This window comes from Sphingomonas sp. BK069, from assembly GCF_014193405.1.
Taxonomy (GTDB): Bacteria; Pseudomonadota; Alphaproteobacteria; order Sphingomonadales; family Sphingomonadaceae; genus Sphingomonas.
Genome location: NZ_JACHZH010000001.1, coordinates 1,056,990 through 1,076,045 on the forward strand (window position 1 = coordinate 1,056,990; position 19,056 = coordinate 1,076,045).

Sequence of the window (19,056 nt, forward strand, 5' to 3'; positions counted from 1 at the left end):
GGCACGAGCATGCCGCCGTCGGGTTCTCACAACCTGGATCAGGAACCAGCCTCCGACCTGGAACGTAACCCTCGCGATGACCGACCTTTTATGGCTGCGCCAGGATCTCCGCCTCCATGACCAGCCCGCGTTGGTCGCGGCCGCGCATAGCGGCGCGGTGATCCCGATCTACGTGCTCGACGACGAGGCGCCCGGCGCGTGGAAGATCGGCGAGGCGCAGCGCTGGTGGCTACATCACAGCCTCGCCGCGCTGTCGGTGTTGCTTGGGAAGAAGGGTAGCCGACTGATCCTGCGGCGCGGTCGGGCGGCCGACGTTTTAAACGCGCTGCTCGACGAGACCGGCGCCGAGCGCGTCCATGCCGTCCGTCACTATGAGCCATGGTGGCGCGATGCCGAGGCGGCGCTCGGCGAGCGGCTCTGCCTGTATGACGGCAATCACCTCACGCGAATCGAGGACGTCACCACCGGCAGCGGCGCGCCGTACCGGATCTACTCGTCCTTCTGGAAAGGGCTGCAGCCGCACCTGCCGCCTGAGAAGCCGCTCGCCGCGCCGCGCACCATCCCCGCGCCCGACACCTGGCCGCAGAGCGACTCGCTCGCCGACTGGAACCTGCTGCCGACCACGCCCGACTGGTCGGGCGGGTTCGACTGGACGCCGGGCGAGGCCGAGGCGCTGCGCAAGGTCGAGCAGCTCGCGCTCGACGGCTATGACGAGCGACGCAACCTGCCGAGCGAGGAGGGCACGTCGCGGCTCTCGCCGCACCTGCACTTCGGCGAGGTGTCGGCGCGCACCGTCTGGCACGCCACCGCCGGCGCCGACACGACCTTCCGCAAGGAACTTGCATGGCGCGATTTCACCGACGGCGTGGTGAGCGCGTTACCCGATTACGCCGACGTCAACGGTCGCCGCCGCTACGATACGCTGCCGTGGCGCAGCGACACGGCGGCACGGCGCGACCTGCAGGCGTGGCAGCGCGGACGCACCGGTTATCCGATCGTCGACGCCGGGATGCGCCAGCTCTGGCAGAGCGGCTGGATGCACAATCGCGTGCGCATGATCACCGCATCGTTCCTCGTGAAGCACCTGCTGATCGATTGGCGCGAGGGCGAGCGGTGGTTCTGGGACTGCCTCGTGGACGCCGATTACGGCAACAACTCGGTCAACTGGCAGTGGGTCGCGGGCACCGGAGTCGACGCCAACATGTTCGGTCGCATCATGGCGCCGATCGGCCAGTCGGAGAAGTTCGCCGCCGGCGACTATATTCGCCACTGGGTGCCTGAGCTCAAGCATCTGCCCGATGCCGCGATCCACGACCCCGAGGCGGCGGGCTGCCGCCCGGACGATTATCCCGCGATGCTGATCGGCCATCGCGAGGCACGCGAACGCGCGCTGGCGGCGGGTAAGAAGGTGCGATAGGCGGCGCGGCATGGACGCCGCGACGACCCGCCCTCCCTCCGCCGATCTCGGCAGCCGGATCGCGGCGCCGCTGTTCCACCGCATCCTCGACCGCGTCGATCGCGGGTTGGTGACGGGCGCGATCGAGGCCGAGCTGCCCGACGGCACGCGGCGGCTGCTCGGCGGGAATGAGTCGGGACCGTTCGCGGCGGTGCGCGTGGTGCGCTGGCGCGCCTTGTGGCGGCTGGTCAGCGCGGGGTCGATCGGCTGGTACGAGGGTTGGGAGGCCGGCGACTGGACCAGCCCCGATCCCGTGCCCGTATTCGACCTGTTCATGCGCAACCGCGCCGCGCTAGGCGATGTCGCGCGCGCGAAACGCGGGGCGAAGCTGGCGGCGCGACTGTTCCACCGCCTGCGCCGCAACGACCGCGGCGGCGCGCGCCGCAACGTGGCGGCGCATTACGATCTCGGCAACGACTTCTACCGAGAGTGGCTCGACGAGACGCTGACCTATTCCAGCGCGCGCTACGACGCGCCCGGCGAGCCGCTCGCGGAGGCGCAGCGGCGCAAGCTGGCGGCGATCCTGGCGCGCACGGGGGCGACCGCGGGCCAGCGCGTGCTCGAGATCGGCTGCGGCTGGGGCTCGTTCGCGGCGGCCGCGGCGGCGGCGGAGCTCGGCGTCCACGCGCTGACGCTCTCGACCGAGCAGCGCGACCATGTCGCCGCGCGCGCGCTGCCGGGCGTGAGCGTGGCGCTGTGCGACTATCGCGACGTCACCGGCGTGTACGACGGGGTCGCCTCGATCGAGATGGTCGAGGCGGTCGGCCCGGACTACTGGCCGGCTTACTGCGCGACGCTGGCACGCGTGCTGCGCCCCGGCGGCCGCGCCGCGCTCCAGCTGATCGCGATCGCGGACGACGTGTGGGATGCCTATGCGGGCGGCGTCGACTTCATCCAGCGCTACATCTTCCCCGGCGGGTCGCTCGTGTCGGTCAGCCGCTTCCGGGCGATCGCCGCGGCGCACGGGCTGGCTTGGCAGGACGAGGAACGCTTCGGGCTCGACTATGCCGAGACGCTGTTGGAGTGGCGCCGCCGCTTCGACCGCGCCGCGGCCGAGGGTCGGCTGCCGGCGCGGTTCGACGAGCGGTTCCAGCGGCTGTGGCGCTATTACCTGATGTATTGTGAGGGCGGCTTCCGGGGTGGCGGCATCGACGTGCTGCAGGTCACGCTGGTAAGGGAGTAGCGGCCACTTGATGCGGCGTCAGATCGCGGGCCATGGGGACTTGATCGGGCTCCATCATGCCATGCACATCTGAGCGCGTCATCTTCGGCACGGTGGGCCCGGACTCAACGGCAGGGAGCGGCTGTGGCTCCTCCAGCCAGCGTCGCGAACGTCTTTCGATTCGGGCTGGCAGATCCGGACCCAAGATCGGGATCAACCTCCGCTTGGCTCAGGATTCTGACCCTCGCGGGGTTGCGGTCCCGGATCGCGCCAGTTCAGTCTCTCGCGAAATCCTCTTCTAGGAAGAGGATCTCGTCTTGCGTCCTCCCTTATGCCCGAGCCCGCTCAGAATCCGCGCCGCAGCGTCACGAAGAACTGGCGCGGCGCGCCGGCGAGCAGTGTCTGGTTGTCGCCGCTGGCGGTGTAGCCGTTGCTGCCGATCGTCGAGACATACTTCTTGTCGGTCAGGTTGGTGACGCTGCCCTCCAGCGCGAAGCCGCGGAATAAGCCCATGTTCTCGCCGAAGCGCACGCCGATGCTGGCGTCGACCAGCACGCGCAACCCGATCGACTGGTCGTTGAGGTAGGTGAAGTAGCGCTTCGCCATATAGTCTGCGCCGATGCGGCCGAAGAAGCGGCTGTCGTCGTACACGATCTCGCCCTTGGCCATATGCTCGGGCGTATCGACCACGGTCTTGCCCGCGGTCGCGGTCAGCACCGTGCCGGCGGCGTCGACCACGTCGTCCTGGTAGGTCGCCTTGTTGTAGCTGTAGCTGGCGAACAGGCTGAGCGGCTGGAACACGCGGTAATAGGCCGAGATCTCGCCGCCGTAACTCTCCACGCCGCCGGCGTTGTTGAGCGTGGGCGGGTTGCCCTGGATGCCCGAGCCGTTCTGGAAGGTGAGCAGCCGGTCGTTGAAGTCGATGTAATAGCCCACCGCGGAGAGCTGGAGCCCGCCGGCGCGCAGGCGCACGCCGCCCTCGGCGGTCTTCGACGTCTCGGGCTTGATGCGCGAGCGGATCGCGTCGAAGCCGACCTGGGTGGTGCCGAACGGCCCCGCGGTACCCGAGACGAAGGCGCGCATGTTCTCGGTGTAGCTGGCGAACAGCTCGGCGCCGCCGCCCAGCGCGAAGACGGCGCCGGCCTGGGGCAGGAACCAGTCCTTCGACTCGATCTTGCCCGCCACCAGCACGCCGGTGAGCAGATTGGCCTTGTTCTCGACGCGCATGCCCTTCCAGCCGGCGTTGATCGTCAGCCGGCCGAGCTGGAGCGTGTCGGCGACGTGGTATTGCAGCGTCTCGGTGTCGTAATTGCCCGCCCATTGCGTGAAGAACGGGTTCTCCTGATAGTCGAGCGCGCGACGGTTGGGCGCGGTACCGTCGGCCATGCCGTAGAAGCGGCGCGCCTGGTCGAAGGCGTTGCTCTCATACCAGGCGCCGACCTCGAAGCGATTGGCGCCGAGCTCGAACGCGGCGTTGGTGACATTGCCAGCGCGCATGATGCGATATTCGGTGGTGCGGAACGACAGCGCCGAGCCGCCCGTGATCGGCGTGCCGTCGGCGTCCGGAGCCCCAGCGGGCGTGGGCTGATAGGGCGTGATCCAGGAGCCCTGCCCCTTGTTGCGATGGACATAGCTGGTCGACACGATCGACAGCTGCGGCAGCAGCTGCGCCTCGAACGTCACGCCGCCGAGCCAATCGCGGCGCAGGCCGGCGGCGTCGTAATAGACGTCGTCGAGCGTGCCGATTCCCGCCGGGAAGGCGAGGCCGACGCCGGGATAGGGCAGCGCCGCGGTGGCGCTGGCGGTGCGCGCGGCCTGGTTCTGCGCGATCTGCGCGAGCTGGAGCGCCAGCGGATAGTCGTTCGAGATATTGTCGTTGTTCAGCCCGCGGCGGCGGATGATATCGAGGCTGAGGTCCTGGTAGTCGTTCTCGCGTCGGTCGGAGAAGTTGAGGAAGGCGGTGATCTTGCCGTGCTCGCCCACCTCCTTCACCACCTTGGCGTTGGCCTGGTGCTGGCGCTGCTCGCCGAAGCCCTTCCACTTGTCGGTCTTGAGGAAGCCGTAGCTGATATAGCCCTTGAGCCCGCCGCCGAGATCACCCGACTCGGCGCGAACGAAGGCACGATAGGTCTGGTCGCTGCCGTAAGTGGCCGAGGCAATCAGGTCGGCGGTGTCCGACGGCGCGCGGCTGACGAACTGGAGCGTGCCACCGAGGTTGCTGGTTGAGGCGGTGCCCAGCGCACCCGCACCTTGCGCCACGGTAGTGCTGGCGATGTTCTCCGAGAGGATCGCGCGGCTGATGTGGAGCCCGTTGACGTTGCCGTAGCTCATGTCGCCGAGCGGCACGCCGTCCAGCGTGAAGCCGAGCTGGTTCTGGTTGAAGCCGCGCAGCGAGATGCGCGTCGACCACTCATAGGCGCCGAAGGCGTCGGCCGACTGGAAGTTGACGCCGGGCAGCTTGGCCACCGCCTTCAGCGGCGAGGTGCCCGGGGTGAGCCGCTCGAGATCAGCCGATGTCACCGTCTGCACCTGGCGGCTCTGACCGAAGCCGAGCACCACCACGTCCTCGCCCTCGGTCGGCTGCTCGGGCGCGGCGCGGTCGATCGTCGCGGCGGTGGCGGGCGGCGGCGCGTCCTGCGCCAGCGCGGGTGCGGCGGCGAGCAGGTACGAGGCGCTGGCGAGCAGCATGAACTTGGCGGTCATCGTTTTCCCCCATTGTCGTTGACGGGGGCGCCTGCACTAGGTCCAGGACGGGCCGATGACGGTTCGGTTGCGGTTATGCGACAGTGGGTTGGAAGGGACGCCACCCCGTCTCGTCGTTATCCCGGACTTGTTCCGGGATTTACCGCGCCGCGCATTCTATGAAGGGTGAGGCGCGCTGACGGGTGGGCTCCGGAACAAGTCCGGGGTGGCGAGAGAAAGAAGAAGCGGACAGAACAACAGCCGCCGCACCCTCCGGTACGACGGCCGTCGTCTCCGTCGATAACGTCAGACCTCACGCGACCTGCGCGGTCTCCTCGGGCTCGCGCAGCACGTAACCGCGGCCCCAGACGGTCTCGATGTAATTGTCGCCGCCGCACGCCAGGCTCAGTTTCTTGCGCAGCTTGCAGATGAACACGTCGATGATCTTGAGCTCGGGCTCGTCCATCCCGCCGTAGAGATGGTTGAGGAACATCTCCTTGGTCAGCGTGGTGCCCTTGCGCAGCGAGAGCAGCTCGAGCATCGCATATTCCTTGCCCGTCAGGTGCACGCGTGCGCCGTCGACCTCCACGGTCTTGGCATCGAGGTTGACCGAGAGCTTGCCGGTCTTGATCACCGACTGCGAGTGGCCCTTCGAGCGGCGTACCACGGCGTGGATGCGGGCGACCAGCTCCTCGCGGTGGAACGGCTTGGTGACGTAATCGTCCGCGCCGAAGCCGAAGCTGCGCACCTTGGAATCCATCTCGTTGATGCCCGAGAGGATAAGCACCGGCGTCTGCACCCGTGCGACGCGCAATTTCTTCAGCACGTCGTAGCCGTGCATGTCAGGCAAGTTGAGATCGAGCAGGATGATGTCGTAATCGTACAGCTTGCCGAGATCGAGGCCTTCCTCACCCAGATCCGTATTGTAGACGTTGAACCCCTCGGTCGACAGCATCAGCTCGATGGCCTTGGCGGTCGTCGGTTCGTCCTCGATCAGCAGCACGCGCATCGGCAAATCCCCGGTTCGTCAACGCGGTAGACTCTGTCGTCCGCGCTTCGCTACGTTCATACCCAATGGCTTCTGAACCAGAAAGGTTAATTCACACTTAATCCGGACGTTCCGTTAATGTCGAATCTTCATTTTCTGTAACGGGCCGCGGCGTGCCCTTGGCGGTGAACAGCGTGCGCTCGCGTGAGCGCGGTATGTCCTCGCCGAGCACTTCGCGCAGGTAGAGGCTGCGCACCAGCGTGAAGCCGACCACGAGGATGCCGCCCGAGAAGAACAGCCCGAACAGCCCGAACACCGCGCCCGTCCCTATGATCGCGAACAGGCTGAGCGCGGGCGGTATGGCAACGACTCGGCTGGTGACGAACGGCGTCACGAAGTTGGTCTGCACCACGCGCACCACCGCGAAGACGGTGAGCGCCCAGACGAGCTGGTCGGTGCCCCTGGTCGCGGCCAGGCCTAGCGCGGGCAGCATCGCCGCGACCGGGCCAACATAAGGGATGAACTCGGACAGGCCGGTGAGCAGCCCCAGCAGCGCCGGCGAGGGCACGCCCGCGATCCACAATCCGATCCCGACCATCGCGCCCATCGCGGTCATCTGGATCAGCTGCGCGCGCAGCCACAGCAGCAGCGTCGAGGCGACATCGCCAAGCGCATCCTCCACCGCGGCGCGCTTCGACGGCGGCACCAGCAGCAGGAAGCCGCGCTCGTAGATCTTGGGATCGACCGCGAAGAAGATCGCGCCGAACAGCACCAGCACCGCGTTGAGCAGCAGCTCGCCCGCGCCGCGCACGATCTCGCCGATATCCTGCGCGACGCGGCTGCCCGCGAACGCCGCCTGCACCGCGTCCGCTACCTTCTCGCCCACCGGGCTCTGCGACATATAGGCCTGGAGCTGGTCGAGCAGGCCCGGCAGCGCGACCACCAGCGTGTTGACCTGGGCGCGGAACTCGACGCCGAACAGCCAGCCGAGCAGCGCCAGGAAGGCGAGCACGCTGGCGATCGCCGCCCCCATCGCGCCGCGCGGGCTCAGCCGGGTGCGGTTGGCATAGACCTCGGCGATAGCGTGGATGATGATCGCGATCAGCATCGAGCCGAAGGCGAGGATCAGCAGGTGCCGCGCGAAGTATAGCGCGGCCAGCACGGCGACGATCAGCACCAGCCACAGCACGCGCCGGATGAAGCGCGCGTCGGGCTCGTCGGGGGCGAGCCGGTTCATGCGCGCGGCGGCGCGGCGTGGGAGGGTCGTTGCATCGCCGGCACAACGCCCGGATCGGCGAAAAGGCGCGCGGACGCAGGGGAAAAGCGTGGGCTCCGGGTGGTGGAAGGACGTGCCAGTCCCCGTGGCGCTCGTCCCGCTCGCGACGCGCGCGCCCGGCCCCCCTTCCCTCATCCTGAACTCGTTTCAGGATCCGCAGCACCGCAGACTCACGGAGCGAGGATGATGCGGCACGGTAGATCCTGAGACAAGCTCAGGATGACGCCACAATGGTCGGCCGTCGACGCTACGCCTCCTGTCACGCCGGCAGCAGGCTCAGCGGCGGCGTCCAGTGCAGCAGGCCCTCATATTCCTGCGGCGGGTCGGGCAGCGTGGCGCGCTCGGCGACCGCGGCGGCGAGGCAAAGGCCGGCGACCAGCACCATCCAGGCGGGCACGCGTCGCAGCGGGTAGGTGTCCGCCAGCAACACCGCGGCCAGCGCGGTCGCGAGCATCGGCCACAGGTGATAGCGCAGGTCGGTCGCGATCGAGATCGCGAGAAAGCTGAACTCGAGCGTCACCGCCGAGGCGAGCAGCGCGATCGCCAGCTGACGCGGCGGCGCGTGGCGCCAGCGCCGCGTCCCGACCAGCAGCAGCAGCGCGAGCAGCAGCCAGGCGAACGGCCAGGCGAGCGGGGTCAGCACCGCCTGAGCGGCGAGCCACATCCATTGCTGCGCCTGCGGACCGGGGCTGGCGAGCCCCAGATTGTTGGGCTCGCTGCCGCCGGTCGGCGCCGCGCCGGCGAGCCGGGCGGGCACCAGCCAGCGCTCGGTCATGTTCCAGTGCGCCACGCGCTGCGCCAGATAGGCAAGCGGGTGGTGGAGCGCGGCGTTGGCGAGCCGTAAGTACAGATCACTCGCGCGCTGCGCCTTGAGCGGCGACATCGCCGCGACACAGCCCGGCGTGTCGCCGAGCGGGTCCCAGAAATAAGGCGTGACGCAGTCGTTCGCGCGCAGCTGCCGCGCCGCCTGGCGCGACAGGCCGACCGAATGCGAGCCCGGCGCGCGCACCGCGATACCAGCGAGATCGTAGAGTGGCTGGGTCTTCTCCACCCCGCTCGACACCGCGCCGATCAGCCGGTGGTTGACCGGCCCGGCCAGCGCCAGCGCCACGGCCAGCAGCACGCCCGAGGCGACGATCAGCGCGCCGGCGCGCCGCACCGGGAACAGCCCCGCGATCAGCGGCGCCAGCGCGAAGGCGGCGTTGGCGCGCACCAGCAGCGCATAGCCGAACAGCAGCGCGGCCAGCAGCGCCGCGGCGGCGGGGACGGGCCGGTCGCGCAGCCGCCACCACGCCACCAGCCCGAACGCCCCCAGCGCGGCGCCGACCAGCTGCGCGTCCTTGAGCACCACCGCCTGCCAGCCGAGGAAGGGCGGCAGAAGCCCGATCAGCAGGATCATCCAGCCCGCGGTCGGCCGGCCGATCCGCGCCAGCGCGCCCGCGATCAGCCCCAGGCCGAGCCAGTAACCGGTAAGCTGCAGGACGAGCAGCGGGGTGGCGCCGTCGCCGAAGGGCAGCAGCCGGCGCCACAGCCACGCCATGACCGGCGGGTGCCAGTCGTCGTAACGGCCGCTCAGGACCTGGCGGAACTGCTCGACCGAGTCATATTCCGCCACCCCCGGCGCGAAGACCACCAGCGACGCCAGCAACAGCGCCGCGGCGGCGATCAGCGGGTAACGGGCGGGGCGTGACGCATAGATCATATGGCCGGATTATAGGACGTCCGGCGCCACCCCGCGTCGTTCGGTCAGATGTGCAATGCGCGGTTGTAGGCGCCGAGCACGCTCTCGTGCATCATCTCGCTCAGCGTCGGGTGGGCGAACACCGTCTCCATCAGCTCGTGCTCGGTGGTCTCGAGCTGGCGCGCGACGACATAGCCCTGGATCAGCTCGGTCACCTCGGCGCCGACCATGTGGGCGCCGAGCAGCTCGCCGGTCTTGGCGTCGAACACCGTCTTCACGAAGCCGTCCGCCTCGCCGAGCGCGATCGCCTTGCCGTTGCCGATGAAGGGGAACTTGCCGACCTTCACCTCGCGGCCGCCCTCCTTGGCCTTGGCCTCGGTGAGGCCGACGCTGGCGACCTGCGGGCGCGAGTAGGTGCAGCCCGGAATGTTCCACGTCTCGAACGGATGCGGGTCCTGCCCTGCGATCTTCTCGACGCAGACGACGCCCTCGTGGCTCGCCTTGTGCGCCAGCCAGGGTGCGCCGGTGACGTCGCCGATCGCGTAGATTCCCTCGACGTTGGTGCGGCCATAGCCGTCGACCTTGATGTGGCCGCGCTCGGTCTGCACGCCGAGCGTCTCCAGCCCGATGTTCTCGGTGTTGGGAACGATGCCGATCGCGACGACGACGTGGCTGTATTCCTCGGTCGCGCTCTTGCCGTCCTTCCCCTTGATCGTCGCCCTGACCGACGCCGCGCCGGTCTCGATCTTCTCCACGCCCGCGCCGGTGAGGATCTTGATCCCCTCCTTGGTGAGGCGCTTCTCCATGAAGGCGCTGACCTCCTCGTCCTCCACCGGCAGGATGCGCGGCAGCATCTCCACCACCGTAACGTCCGCGCCCATATCATTGTAGAAGCTGGCGAACTCGATCCCGATCGCGCCCGAGCCGATGACCAGCAGCTTGGTCGGCATCTCCTCGGGCACCATCGCGTGGCGATAGGTCCAGATGCGCTTGCCATCGGCCTTGGCGAAGGGCAGGTCGCGCGCGCGCGCGCCGGTGGCGACGATGATGTGCTTGGCCTCGAGCTCGACCGTGCCGCCGCCCTGCTTGACGCTCAGTCTCCCCTTGCCGGTGAGCGCGCCGACGCCCTCGACTACCGTCACCTTGTTCTTCTTCATCAAGCCTTTGACGCCGGCGTTGAGCTGGCCCGCGACCTTGCGGCTGCGGTCGACGATCTTGGTGAGATCGAAGCCGACATTCTCCGCCTTGAGGCCATAATCGGCGGCATGGGTCATGTAATGATAGACCTCGGACGTGCGCAGCAGCGCCTTGGTCGGGATACAGCCCCAGTTGAGGCAGATGCCGCCGAGCCGCTCGCGCTCGACGATCGCGACCTTGAGCCCGAGCTGCGCCGCGCGGATCGCGGACACGTAGCCGCCGGGGCCCGAGCCCAGCACGATGAGATCGTAGGTGTCAGCCATTGCGCCACTCCCGGGCCGCAGCCCCTGTTTGCCATCAGATGGGTGCCGCGGATCGCGCGCGCACCGCGTAAAATCACGTCACGCCGCCGGGGGCACCTCGCGCGGGCGGCGGTCCTCGTCGATCGCGACGAAGGTGAAGCGCGCCTCGGTCACCTTGCGCGACTCCTCGCCGTGGCGGTCGCGCGCCCAGCTCTCCACGTCGATCGCGATCGAGGTGCGCCCGACGCGCGCGATCGTGGCGTACACCGAGACCTCGTCGCCGACATGGACGGGCGCGTGAAACTGCATCCCGTCCATCGCGATCGTCACCGCGCGGCCGCGCGCGCGCCGCGCCGCGGTGAGCCCGGCAGCCGAGTCCATCAGGCTCATCAGCCAGCCGCCGAAGATGTCGCCATAGGCGTTGGCGTCGGCCGGCATCGCGGTGACGCGGATCGTCGGTGCCGCGGTGGGCGGTGTCGCGCCGCTCACGCCTGCGTCTCCGCGCGGCGTAGCTCGTCGCGCTGCTGCACCTCCCAGACGTCACGCGCGCCGAGCAGCCCGACCGCCACCATCGTGCCCCCGCCCACCAGCCAGATCGTCTCCGCGCCCTGCGGGTAGCTCCACGCCGCGCCCTTGAAGACGAGCGCGGTCACGCCGAGCGCGAGCAGCCCCCAGGCCCATTCGCGCCACACCGCGGGCAGCTCCATCTGCGCCATCGCCCGTCCCGCCTCAGGCGAGCATCGCCAGCGGGTTCTCGACGAGCTGCTTGAACGCCTGCATCAGCTGCGCGCCGTCCGCCCCGTCGATCGCGCGATGGTCGAAGCTGCCGGTCGCCGACATCACCGAGGCGACGCCGAGCGTGCCGTCCTTGAGCACCCACGGCCGCTTCTCGCCCGCACCGATCGCCAGGATCATACCCTGCGGCGGGTTGATCACCGCCTCGAACTGCTTGATCCCGAACATGCCCATGTTGCTGATCGAGGCGGTGCCGCCGGTGAACTCCTCGGGCTTCAGCTTCTTGTCGCGCGCGCGCGCGGCGAGGTCCTTCATCCGCGTCGAGATGCTCGACAGCGAGGCAGTGTCCGCCTCGGTGATCACCGGGGTGATCAGCCCCTCGGGGGTCGACACCGCCACCGATATGTCGGCGCGACCGAAGCTGACGAGCTGGTCGGGGGTGAACATCACGTTGCACTTGGGAACCTGGATCAGCGCCACCGCGAGCGCCTTGATCAGCAGGTCGTTGACCGACAGCTTCACCCCGCGCGCCTCCAGCCCGGCGTTGAGCTCGCCGCGCAGCTTGAGCAGCTTGTCGAGCTCGACATCGACCGTGAGGTAGATGTGCGGCACCTGCTGCTTCGACTCGGTCAGGCGGCGCGCGATCGTCTTGCGCATGTTGCTGAGCTTGGTGAGCTCGTGCGGCACGTCGGGGATCGTCGCCGGCTTGGCGGCGGGCGCGGCGGCCTCGGCGACCGGCGCGGACGCGGCGGTGCCGGTGGCCGGGGCGGCGGCGCCGGCCTCGGCGCCCTCGACGTCGGCGCGGACGATGCGGCCGTTCGGGCCGGTGCCGCTCACCGACGCGAGATCGACGCCCCGGTCGGCGGCGATGCGGCGCGCCAGCGGGCTGGCCTTGACGCGCTCGCCCGCGGCGCGCTGCGGCGCGGGCGTGCCGGAGGACGCGGCGGCGGGCGCGGCGGCGACCTGCGAGTCGGCGGGCTTGCCGTGATCCTCGACGTCCTCGGGCGCGGGCTTGGCCTCGCTGCCGGTCTTGTTGGGGTCCTCGGGCGAGGGCCGCGGCTCGCTCGCCTTCGCCGCCGGCGCGGGAGTGCTCTCGCCCGCCCCGTCATCCTCGCCCTCGAGCAGCGCGATCACGGTGCCGACCTTCACGCCGTCGGTGCCCTCGGCGACCGCGATCCTGGTGATGCGGCCCTCGTCGACCGCCTCGAACTCCATCGTCGCCTTGTCGGTCTCGATCTCGGCCATGATGTCGCCCGCCTTGACCTCGTCGCCCTCCTTGACGAGCCACTTGGCCAGCGTGCCCTCTTCCATCGTGGGCGAGAGGGCAGGCATCTTGATTTCGATGGGCATCGTGAGTCCTCGAGCGGATCCTGAAAGTTGCCCGCGTCTCTCGCGGTTGCGCGACGCAGGGTCAACCCCACCCCTTTTCGCCTCCCGCTCCCGCGGCTTGCGCCCGCGCGTCACGCGGCGGTAAACCCTCCTGATCAGGGGGCCTTCACCGATGCGCATCTATCTCACCGTCGTCGACGACACCCCCGAGGCACTGAGCGCGCTGCGCTTCGCCGCGCGCCGCGCGGTGCGGACCAACGGCGGGGTCGAGATCCTCGCGCTGCTGCCGCCGCAGGAGTTCATCCCGTTCGGCGGGGTGCAGGCGACGATGGAGGAGGAGCAGCGCCAGCACGCCGAGGGGCTGGTGGCGCGCGCGGCGGGCACGCTGCTGGAGGAATCGGGCGTGCGCCCGTCGCTGACGGTGCGCAGCGGCGACGGCCCCAAGGTGATCCGCGAGATGATCGCGGCCAACCCGCAGATCGCCGCTCTGGTGCTCGGCGCCGCGGCGGGCGGCGCGCCGGGCGCGCTGGTGAGCCACTTCGCCGCCGAGGCGGGCACGCTGCCGGTGCCGCTGATGATCGTGCCGGGCGGGCTGGCGATGGACGCGATCGACCGGGTGAGCTGATCGGGACGTCGCCAGACGCTGGAAGCTGTAATCCTCCCCGCTCGCGAGGAGGTGGCAGCGCGCAGCGCTGACGGAGGGAGCTCTCCGCGAGCGCCGACGCCTTCTGTGCGGCAGCCACCCTCCACCACCGGCTTCGCCGGCGGTCCCCTCCCCGTGCCGGGGAGGATCCGGTCGATCTACGTCCTCCCGCTCGCGGGGAGGTGGCAGCGCGCCAGCGCTGACGGAGGGGACTCTCCGCGAACGCAAAACGTCGCATTTGCGGAAAGCCCCCCTCCACCACCGGCTTCGCCGGCGGTCCCTCTCCCCGTGCCGGGGAGGATCTAGTCGCTCTACGTCCTCCCCGCTCGCGGGGAGGTGGCAGCGCGCAGCGCTGAGGGAGGGGGCTCTCCGCAAACGCCAACGTCTCGTGTGCGGAGGCCTCCCTCCACCACCGACTTCGCCGGCGCCCCCCCCCCCGCCAAGCGGGGAGGATCTGAGAGGCGTCTACGCCGCCGCGTCGAACTGCAGGCTCGCCAGCCGCGCGTACAGGCCGCCGCGCGCGATCAGCGTAGCGTGCGTGCCCTCCTCGACGATCCGGCCACCGTCCATCACCACGATCCGCGACGCCGCGCGCACCGTCGCCAGCCGGTGCGCGATCACGATCGTGGTGCGGGTCGCCATCAGCCGCTCGAGCGCGTCCTGCACCAGCCGCTCGCTCTCGGCGTCGAGCGCGCTGGTCGCCTCGTCGAGCAGCAGGATCGGGGAGTCGCGCAACAAGGCACGCGCGATCGCGATGCGCTGGCGCTGCCCGCCCGACAGCCGCGCCCCACCCTCGCCGAGGAAGGTGTCGAGCCCCTCCGGCAGCGCGCGCAGGAAGTCCGCCGCATTGGCCGCCTCGGCCGCGGCCCAGACCTGTTCGTCGCTCGCGTCCCAGCGGCCGTAGCGCAGATTGTCGCGCGCGCTGGTGGCGAAGATCACCGTCTCCTGCGGCACCATCGCGATGCGCGCGCGCACCTCGGCGGGATCGGCGCGGCGCAGGTCGACCCCGTCGACCAGCACGCGCCCGGCCGCGGGCTCGTAGAAATGCTCGACCAACTGGAACAGCGTCGACTTGCCCGCGCCCGAGGGGCCGACCACCGCCACCGTCTCGCCCGGCGCGACGCTCAGGGTGAAATCGTGCAGCGCGGCCATGTCGGGCCGGGTCGGGTAGCGGAACTCGACCGCCTCCAGCGCCACCCGCCCTTCGGCGGGCAGCGGCAGCGCGACCGGGTGCGCCGGCGCCGCGATCGCAGGGCGCTCGTCGAGCAACTCGGCCAGCCGCCCCGCCGCGCCGGCGCCGCGCAGCAGGTCGCCGTAGACCTCGGTGAGCGCGCCGAATGCACCCGCGACGATCCCGCCGGTCAGCACGAAGGCCGCGATCGCGCCGCCCGAGAGCCGCCCCGCCGCGACGTCGATCGCGCCCTCCCACAGCACCAGCGTGATCGCGCCGAAGACGAGCCCGATCACGATCGCGGTCATCACCGCGCGCAGCCCGATGCGGCGCTTGGCGGCGTCCATCGTCGCCTCCACCGCGCCGGCGAAGCGCGCGCTCTCGCGCCCTTCCTGCCCGAACGCCTGGACGATCTTCATCGCGCCGAGCACCTCGGTGACGATCGTGCCGACGTCGGCGACGCGGTCCTGCGAGGTGCGCGAATAGGCGCGCACCTTCCGCCCCAATATCGTGATCGGCAGGATCATCAGCGGGATGCCCAGCAGCAGCAGCGACGCCAGCTTGGGCGAGATCGCGAAGAGATAGATCAGTCCGCCCACTGCGGTGAAGCTGTTGCGCAGCGCCACCGAGATGGTCATCCCCACCACCGTCTCGATCTGCCCGGTGTCCGCGGTCAGCCGCGAGGCGATCTCGGACGGGCGATTCTCCTCGTAGAAGGCGGGGCTGAGCGTCATCAGGTGGCGCACCACGCGCTCGCGGATGTCGGCGACGACCCGCTCGCCCAGCCAGGCGACGAAATAGAAGCGCACCGCGGTGCCGAGCGCGAGCACCAGCACGATCATCAGCATATAGTGGAACGAGGACGCGACCGCCGCGGACGAGCCGTCGCCGGCGGCGAAGCCGCGGTCGATCACCCGCTTGAAGCTGTACGGAATTGCGATCGTCGCCGCCGAGGTGATCGCCAGCGCGGTGAAGGCGGCCGCGATCTGCGCCGGATAGGCGCGCGCGTGCTGCCACACCATGGTGAGATTGCCGAGGCGCCGCGAGGATGCCGGGCGGGCGGGAGCGACGTCGGGAACGCTAGCCATGTCGGGCGCCTAGCAGTGCCCGGCAGGCGGCTCAACGTGTGGCGCGGCGGCCACCGTGGAACAGGATCGCCACCGCGGCGCGGTTCGTGCGTTACGCCTTGGTAGGTTTTGTATTACGACCGATCATTGCCCATATCACGGGCGGAAGGAAGCGGATGCTCTACGACGCATATGAGTGGCAGCGGTCGTGGCTCGCCTCGGCGAGCGCGATGGCGACGGTGGGGGCCAACTGGCTCAACAACCCGTCCAACCCGTTCGCCTATCTCGGCGGCGGGCCGGTGATGGCGAGCGCGCTCGAGGTATTCGCGCATGCCTCCGCCTCGCGCGGCAAGCCCGCCTTCGCGCTCGACACCACGATCGTCGACGGGCGCGAGGTGGCGGTGACCGAGGAGATCGTGCTCCAGCGGCCGTTCGGCCAGCTCAAGCGCTTCCGCCGCGAGGGCGTCGAGGGCGGACCACGGCTGCTGATCGCGGCGCCGATGTCGGGCCATTTTGCCACGTTGCTGCGCGGCACGGTGGAACGGATGCTGCCCTTCGCCGACGTGTACATCACCGACTGGCGCGACGCGAAGCTGGTGCCGCTCACCGACGGCCAGTTCGATCTCGACGATTACATCGACTATCTCGTCGCCTTCCTCGAGGCGATCGGCCCCGACGCCGGCGAGGGTAACGGCCCGCGCGGCGCGCACATGCTGGCGGTGTGCCAGCCCTCGGTGCCGTGCCTCGCCGCGACCGCGCTGATGAGCGCCGACGCCAATCCCTGCCGCCCGCGCACGCTGACGATGATGGGCGGCCCGATCGACACGCGCGAGGCGCCCACCGCGGTCAACACGCTCGCCACCGAGCGGCCGTTCGCCTGGTTCGAGCAGAACGTGATCGCCACCGTGCCGATGCTCTACCCCGGCGCGGGGCGGCGCGTGTACCCGGGCTTCCTCCAGCTCGGCGGGTTCATGACGATGAACCTCGGCAACCACATGATGAGCCATTACGAGCTCTTCAAACATCTTGTCACCGGCGACGGCGAGAGCGCCGACGCGACCAAGCGCTTCTACGACGAATATCGCTCGGTCTGCGACATGACCGCGGAGTTCTACCTCCAGACGATCGACACGGTGTTCCAGACGCACGCGCTGCCGCGCGGCGAGATGACGCATCGCGGCCGCCCGGTCGATCTCGGCGCGATCACCGACGTGGGGCTGCTCGCGATCGAGGGCGAGCGCGACGATATCTCGGGGCTGGGCCAGACCAAGGCGGCGCTGACCTGCGCCACGTCGCTGCCCGCGGCGCACAAGCGCTACCACATGGCCGAGGGCGTCGGGCATTACGGCATCTTCAACGGGTCGAAGTGGCGGGAGCGGATCGCGCCGGTGGTGGAGGAGTGGATCACCGCGCACGGGTGAGCGCGGGGGGCTCACTCGCTCGTGGTCCCCTCCCCTTCAGGGGATCGTTGCATGATGGTGACCGCACCCCCAGCATCGTCATCCCGGTCTTGAGCCGAGATCCATGGCGCCGCATAAACTACGGCGTAAGGTGTTCGCGGCACGATGGATCCCGGCTCGAGGCCGGGATGACGGGCGCTTCGCAAGGGTCCCTTGAAGGGCGCGGTGCCCCGCCGCTACACCACCCGGCTCACGCGCCCGCCGGGGTGGCGCTCCAGCCGCCCGGCGAGTTCGAGCTCGAGCAGCACGTCCTGCACCAGCGCCGCAGGCAGCGCGCTCTGGCGCACCAGCTCGTCGGTGGCGACCGGCGCCGCGGCGAGCAGCGACTCGACCCGCGCGCGCTCCGCGTCGCCATAGTCCGCCGCCGCCTCGCTCACGCTCTCCCACGGCGCGACCGGCCGCGGCAGCGCGCGCGGGTCGAGCGGGCGGAGCTGCTCGAGCACGTCCGCCGCGTCCTGCACCAGCGTCGCGCCGTCGCGGATCAGCGCGTTGCCGCCGCGCGCGCGCGGGTCGCTGGGATGGCCCGGTACCGCCATCACCTCGCGCCCCTGCTCGCCCGCCAGCCGCGCGCTGATCAGCGAGCCCGAGCGCGGCGCCGCCTCCACCACCAGCGTCCCGAGCGCCAGCCCGGTGACGATGCGGTTGCGATAGGGGAAATGGCGCGCGCGCGGCTCGGTGCCGGGCGGCATCTCGGCCAGCAGCAGCCCCTCGCGCGCGATCCGCTCCTGCAGCGCGGCGTGCTGCGGCGGATAGGCGACGTCGATCCCGCCCGCCACCACCCCGATCGTCTCGGGCAGCGCGCCGAGATGCGCCGCGCCGTCGATGCCGCGCGCCAGTCCCGATACCACGCTCACCCCCGCCGCGGCGAGATCGCGCGCCAGCGCGCGCGCGAGGCGGCACGCGGCGGCCGAGGCGTCGCGCGCGCCGACGATCGCCACCGTCGTCCGCGACGCCAGCGCGAGGTCGCCGCGCAGCGTCAGCACCGCGGGCGAGTCGTCGAGCTCGGCGAGCAGCGGCGGATAGTCGGCATCGCCGAGCAGCAGGTGGCGCGCGCCGAGCCGCTCGAGCAGCGCCCGCTCGCGCTCGATCGTGCCGGACGGCGGCACCACGGGCGCGCGCCCGCCGCCGCGCCGTGCCAGCTCGGGCAGCGCCTCGATCGCCCCGGCCGCGGAGCCGAAGCGCGCGAGCAGGCGGCGATAGCTGACCGGACCGATCGAAGGCGTGCGGATCAGCCGCAGCCGCGCCGAACGCTCCGCCTCGTCCACCATGCGCCGCGCGCCTCTTACCCCTGTTCGACCGTGTCGCCCGCGGCCGGCGCGGCGGCGCGGCCGACGCGCGGCTCGGTGCCGTCGATCAGCCGCGCGATATTGGCGCGATGCTTCCACAGCACGAGCGCGGCGAGGCCCATCAGCAGCGGCACGAGATCGAACTCGCCCAGCACCGCCGCGGTGACCGGCGTGCTGATCGCCGCCGCCATGCCCGCGAGCGACGAGATCCGCAGCAAAGCGAGCAGCCCCAGCCACAAAGCCGCGAACACCGCGCCGAGCGGCCAATGCAGCGCCAGCGCCACGCCCATCAGCGTCGCCACGCCCTTGCCGCCGCGGAAGCGCAGCCACACGGGGTAGCAATGGCCCACCATCACCGCCGCCGCGGCGTAGGGCTCGGCGCCGGGCAGCCACGCACGCGCCAGCAGCACCGCCGCCGCGCCCTTGCCGAGATCGAGCAGCAGCGTCGCCGCGGCCAGGCCCTTGCGGCCGGTGCGCAGCACGTTGGTGGCACCGATGTTGCCCGAACCGATCTGCCGCAGGTCACCGGCGCCGAACGCGCGGGTGAGCAGCACCCCGAACGGGATCGATCCCAGCAGATAGCCCAGCAGCAGCGCGGCCGCGGGCAGCGTCCAGACGAGTTCGTCGGTCAGTTCCGGTCCCCCATGCCGCCCCTCTCTAACCGAAACATTTCGGGTACGC

General features: G+C 70.3%; 15 protein-coding genes. 4 read left to right on the forward strand and 11 right to left on the reverse strand.

The window, feature by feature from the left end; genetic code table 11:
* Window positions 1–76 precede the first annotated feature (76 nt).
* Window positions 77–1,417, forward strand: a complete 1,341-nt coding sequence (locus tag FHY02_RS05305; protein WP_183920806.1) for a deoxyribodipyrimidine photo-lyase — start codon at window positions 77–79, stop codon at window positions 1,415–1,417.
* Window positions 1,418–1,427: 10 nt separating this feature from the next.
* A complete protein-coding gene (locus FHY02_RS05310; RefSeq protein WP_183920807.1) occupies window positions 1,428–2,639 on the forward strand; it encodes a cyclopropane-fatty-acyl-phospholipid synthase family protein in 1,212 nt (403 codons plus the stop codon).
* Between the two features lie 324 nt (window positions 2,640–2,963).
* Here FHY02_RS05310 and FHY02_RS05315 read toward each other — a convergent pair whose 3' ends face one another.
* From FHY02_RS05315 to FHY02_RS05350, 8 genes are all read right to left on the reverse strand, one after another.
* The gene (locus FHY02_RS05315) at window positions 2,964–5,321 is read right to left on the reverse strand and encodes a TonB-dependent receptor (RefSeq protein WP_260172627.1); all 2,358 of its coding nucleotides are present in this window, start codon (window positions 5,319–5,321) and stop codon (window positions 2,964–2,966) included.
* A gap of 292 nt (window positions 5,322–5,613) precedes the next feature.
* A complete protein-coding gene (ctrA, locus tag FHY02_RS05320; RefSeq protein ID WP_183920808.1) occupies window positions 5,614–6,309 on the reverse strand; it encodes a response regulator transcription factor CtrA in 696 nt (231 codons plus the stop codon).
* Between the two features lie 97 nt (window positions 6,310–6,406).
* On the reverse strand, window positions 6,407–7,525 hold the full coding sequence (locus tag FHY02_RS05325) for an AI-2E family transporter (protein ID WP_183920809.1): 1,119 nt from the start codon (window positions 7,523–7,525) through the stop codon (window positions 6,407–6,409).
* 298 nt (window positions 7,526–7,823) lie between these two features.
* Entirely contained in the window at window positions 7,824–9,266 is a 1,443-nt protein-coding gene (locus tag FHY02_RS05330) for a hypothetical protein (RefSeq protein ID WP_183920810.1), read from the reverse strand.
* Window positions 9,267–9,310: 44 nt separating this feature from the next.
* A complete protein-coding gene (gene lpdA, locus FHY02_RS05335) occupies window positions 9,311–10,705 on the reverse strand; it encodes a dihydrolipoyl dehydrogenase (protein ID WP_183920811.1) in 1,395 nt (464 codons plus the stop codon).
* 78 nt (window positions 10,706–10,783) lie between these two features.
* Window positions 10,784–11,122, reverse strand: coding sequence for an acyl-CoA thioesterase (locus FHY02_RS05340; RefSeq protein ID WP_132910401.1), 339 nt, complete (start codon window positions 11,120–11,122; stop codon window positions 10,784–10,786).
* A 47-nt stretch (window positions 11,123–11,169) separates the two neighbouring features.
* A complete protein-coding gene (locus FHY02_RS05345) occupies window positions 11,170–11,400 on the reverse strand; it encodes a hypothetical protein (RefSeq protein WP_183920812.1) in 231 nt (76 codons plus the stop codon).
* A gap of 13 nt (window positions 11,401–11,413) precedes the next feature.
* Window positions 11,414–12,769 carry a pyruvate dehydrogenase complex dihydrolipoamide acetyltransferase gene (locus FHY02_RS05350; protein WP_183920813.1) on the reverse strand — a complete coding sequence of 452 codons (1,356 nt, stop codon included), beginning with the start codon at window positions 12,767–12,769 and terminating at the stop codon, window positions 11,414–11,416.
* A gap of 151 nt (window positions 12,770–12,920) precedes the next feature.
* Between FHY02_RS05350 and FHY02_RS05355 the strand changes: the two genes are divergently transcribed.
* Entirely contained in the window at window positions 12,921–13,373 is a 453-nt protein-coding gene (locus FHY02_RS05355) for a universal stress protein (protein WP_183920814.1), read from the forward strand.
* A gap of 483 nt (window positions 13,374–13,856) precedes the next feature.
* Here FHY02_RS05355 and FHY02_RS05360 read toward each other — a convergent pair whose 3' ends face one another.
* Window positions 13,857–15,650, reverse strand: coding sequence for an ABC transporter transmembrane domain-containing protein (locus tag FHY02_RS05360; protein ID WP_183920815.1), 1,794 nt, complete (start codon window positions 15,648–15,650; stop codon window positions 13,857–13,859).
* A 155-nt stretch (window positions 15,651–15,805) separates the two neighbouring features.
* Here FHY02_RS05360 and FHY02_RS05365 point away from each other — a divergent pair, with 155 nt between their 5' ends.
* Window positions 15,806–17,050, forward strand: a complete 1,245-nt coding sequence (locus FHY02_RS05365) for a polyhydroxyalkanoate depolymerase (protein ID WP_183920816.1) — start codon at window positions 15,806–15,808, stop codon at window positions 17,048–17,050.
* 215 nt (window positions 17,051–17,265) lie between these two features.
* On the opposite strand, the gene dprA is transcribed toward FHY02_RS05365, so the two are convergent.
* Window positions 17,266–18,357, reverse strand: coding sequence for a DNA-processing protein DprA (gene dprA / locus FHY02_RS05370; RefSeq protein WP_183920817.1), 1,092 nt, complete (start codon window positions 18,355–18,357; stop codon window positions 17,266–17,268).
* Between the two features lie 14 nt (window positions 18,358–18,371).
* The gene (plsY, locus tag FHY02_RS05375; protein ID WP_183921451.1) at window positions 18,372–18,968 is read right to left on the reverse strand and encodes a glycerol-3-phosphate 1-O-acyltransferase PlsY; all 597 of its coding nucleotides are present in this window, start codon (window positions 18,966–18,968) and stop codon (window positions 18,372–18,374) included.
* Window positions 18,969–19,056 lie beyond the last annotated feature (88 nt).

What these genes read in the sequence shown, in the direction of transcription:
- ctrA (WP_183920808.1), bottom strand. Translation starts at nt 6,309, where the DNA reads ATGCGCGTGCTGCTGATCGAGGACGAACCGACGACCGCCAAGGCCATC.
- FHY02_RS05350 (WP_183920813.1), bottom strand. Translation starts at nt 12,769, where the DNA reads ATGCCCATCGAAATCAAGATGCCTGCCCTCTCGCCCACGATGGAAGAG.
- FHY02_RS05305 (WP_183920806.1), top strand. Translation starts at nt 77, where the DNA reads ATGACCGACCTTTTATGGCTGCGCCAGGATCTCCGCCTCCATGACCAG.
- FHY02_RS05325 (WP_183920809.1), bottom strand. Translation starts at nt 7,525, where the DNA reads ATGAACCGGCTCGCCCCCGACGAGCCCGACGCGCGCTTCATCCGGCGC.
- FHY02_RS05355 (WP_183920814.1), top strand. Translation starts at nt 12,921, where the DNA reads ATGCGCATCTATCTCACCGTCGTCGACGACACCCCCGAGGCACTGAGC.
- FHY02_RS05360 (WP_183920815.1), bottom strand. Translation starts at nt 15,650, where the DNA reads ATGGCTAGCGTTCCCGACGTCGCTCCCGCCCGCCCGGCATCCTCGCGG.
- FHY02_RS05310 (WP_183920807.1), top strand. Translation starts at nt 1,428, where the DNA reads ATGGACGCCGCGACGACCCGCCCTCCCTCCGCCGATCTCGGCAGCCGG.
- dprA (WP_183920817.1), bottom strand. Translation starts at nt 18,357, where the DNA reads ATGGTGGACGAGGCGGAGCGTTCGGCGCGGCTGCGGCTGATCCGCACG.
- FHY02_RS05315 (WP_260172627.1), bottom strand. Translation starts at nt 5,321, where the DNA reads ATGACCGCCAAGTTCATGCTGCTCGCCAGCGCCTCGTACCTGCTCGCC.
- lpdA (WP_183920811.1), bottom strand. Translation starts at nt 10,705, where the DNA reads ATGGCTGACACCTACGATCTCATCGTGCTGGGCTCGGGCCCCGGCGGC.
- FHY02_RS05330 (WP_183920810.1), bottom strand. Translation starts at nt 9,266, where the DNA reads ATGATCTATGCGTCACGCCCCGCCCGTTACCCGCTGATCGCCGCCGCG.
- FHY02_RS05365 (WP_183920816.1), top strand. Translation starts at nt 15,806, where the DNA reads ATGCTCTACGACGCATATGAGTGGCAGCGGTCGTGGCTCGCCTCGGCG.
- FHY02_RS05345 (WP_183920812.1), bottom strand. Translation starts at nt 11,400, where the DNA reads ATGGCGCAGATGGAGCTGCCCGCGGTGTGGCGCGAATGGGCCTGGGGG.
- FHY02_RS05340 (WP_132910401.1), bottom strand. Translation starts at nt 11,122, where the DNA reads ATGCCGGCCGACGCCAACGCCTATGGCGACATCTTCGGCGGCTGGCTG.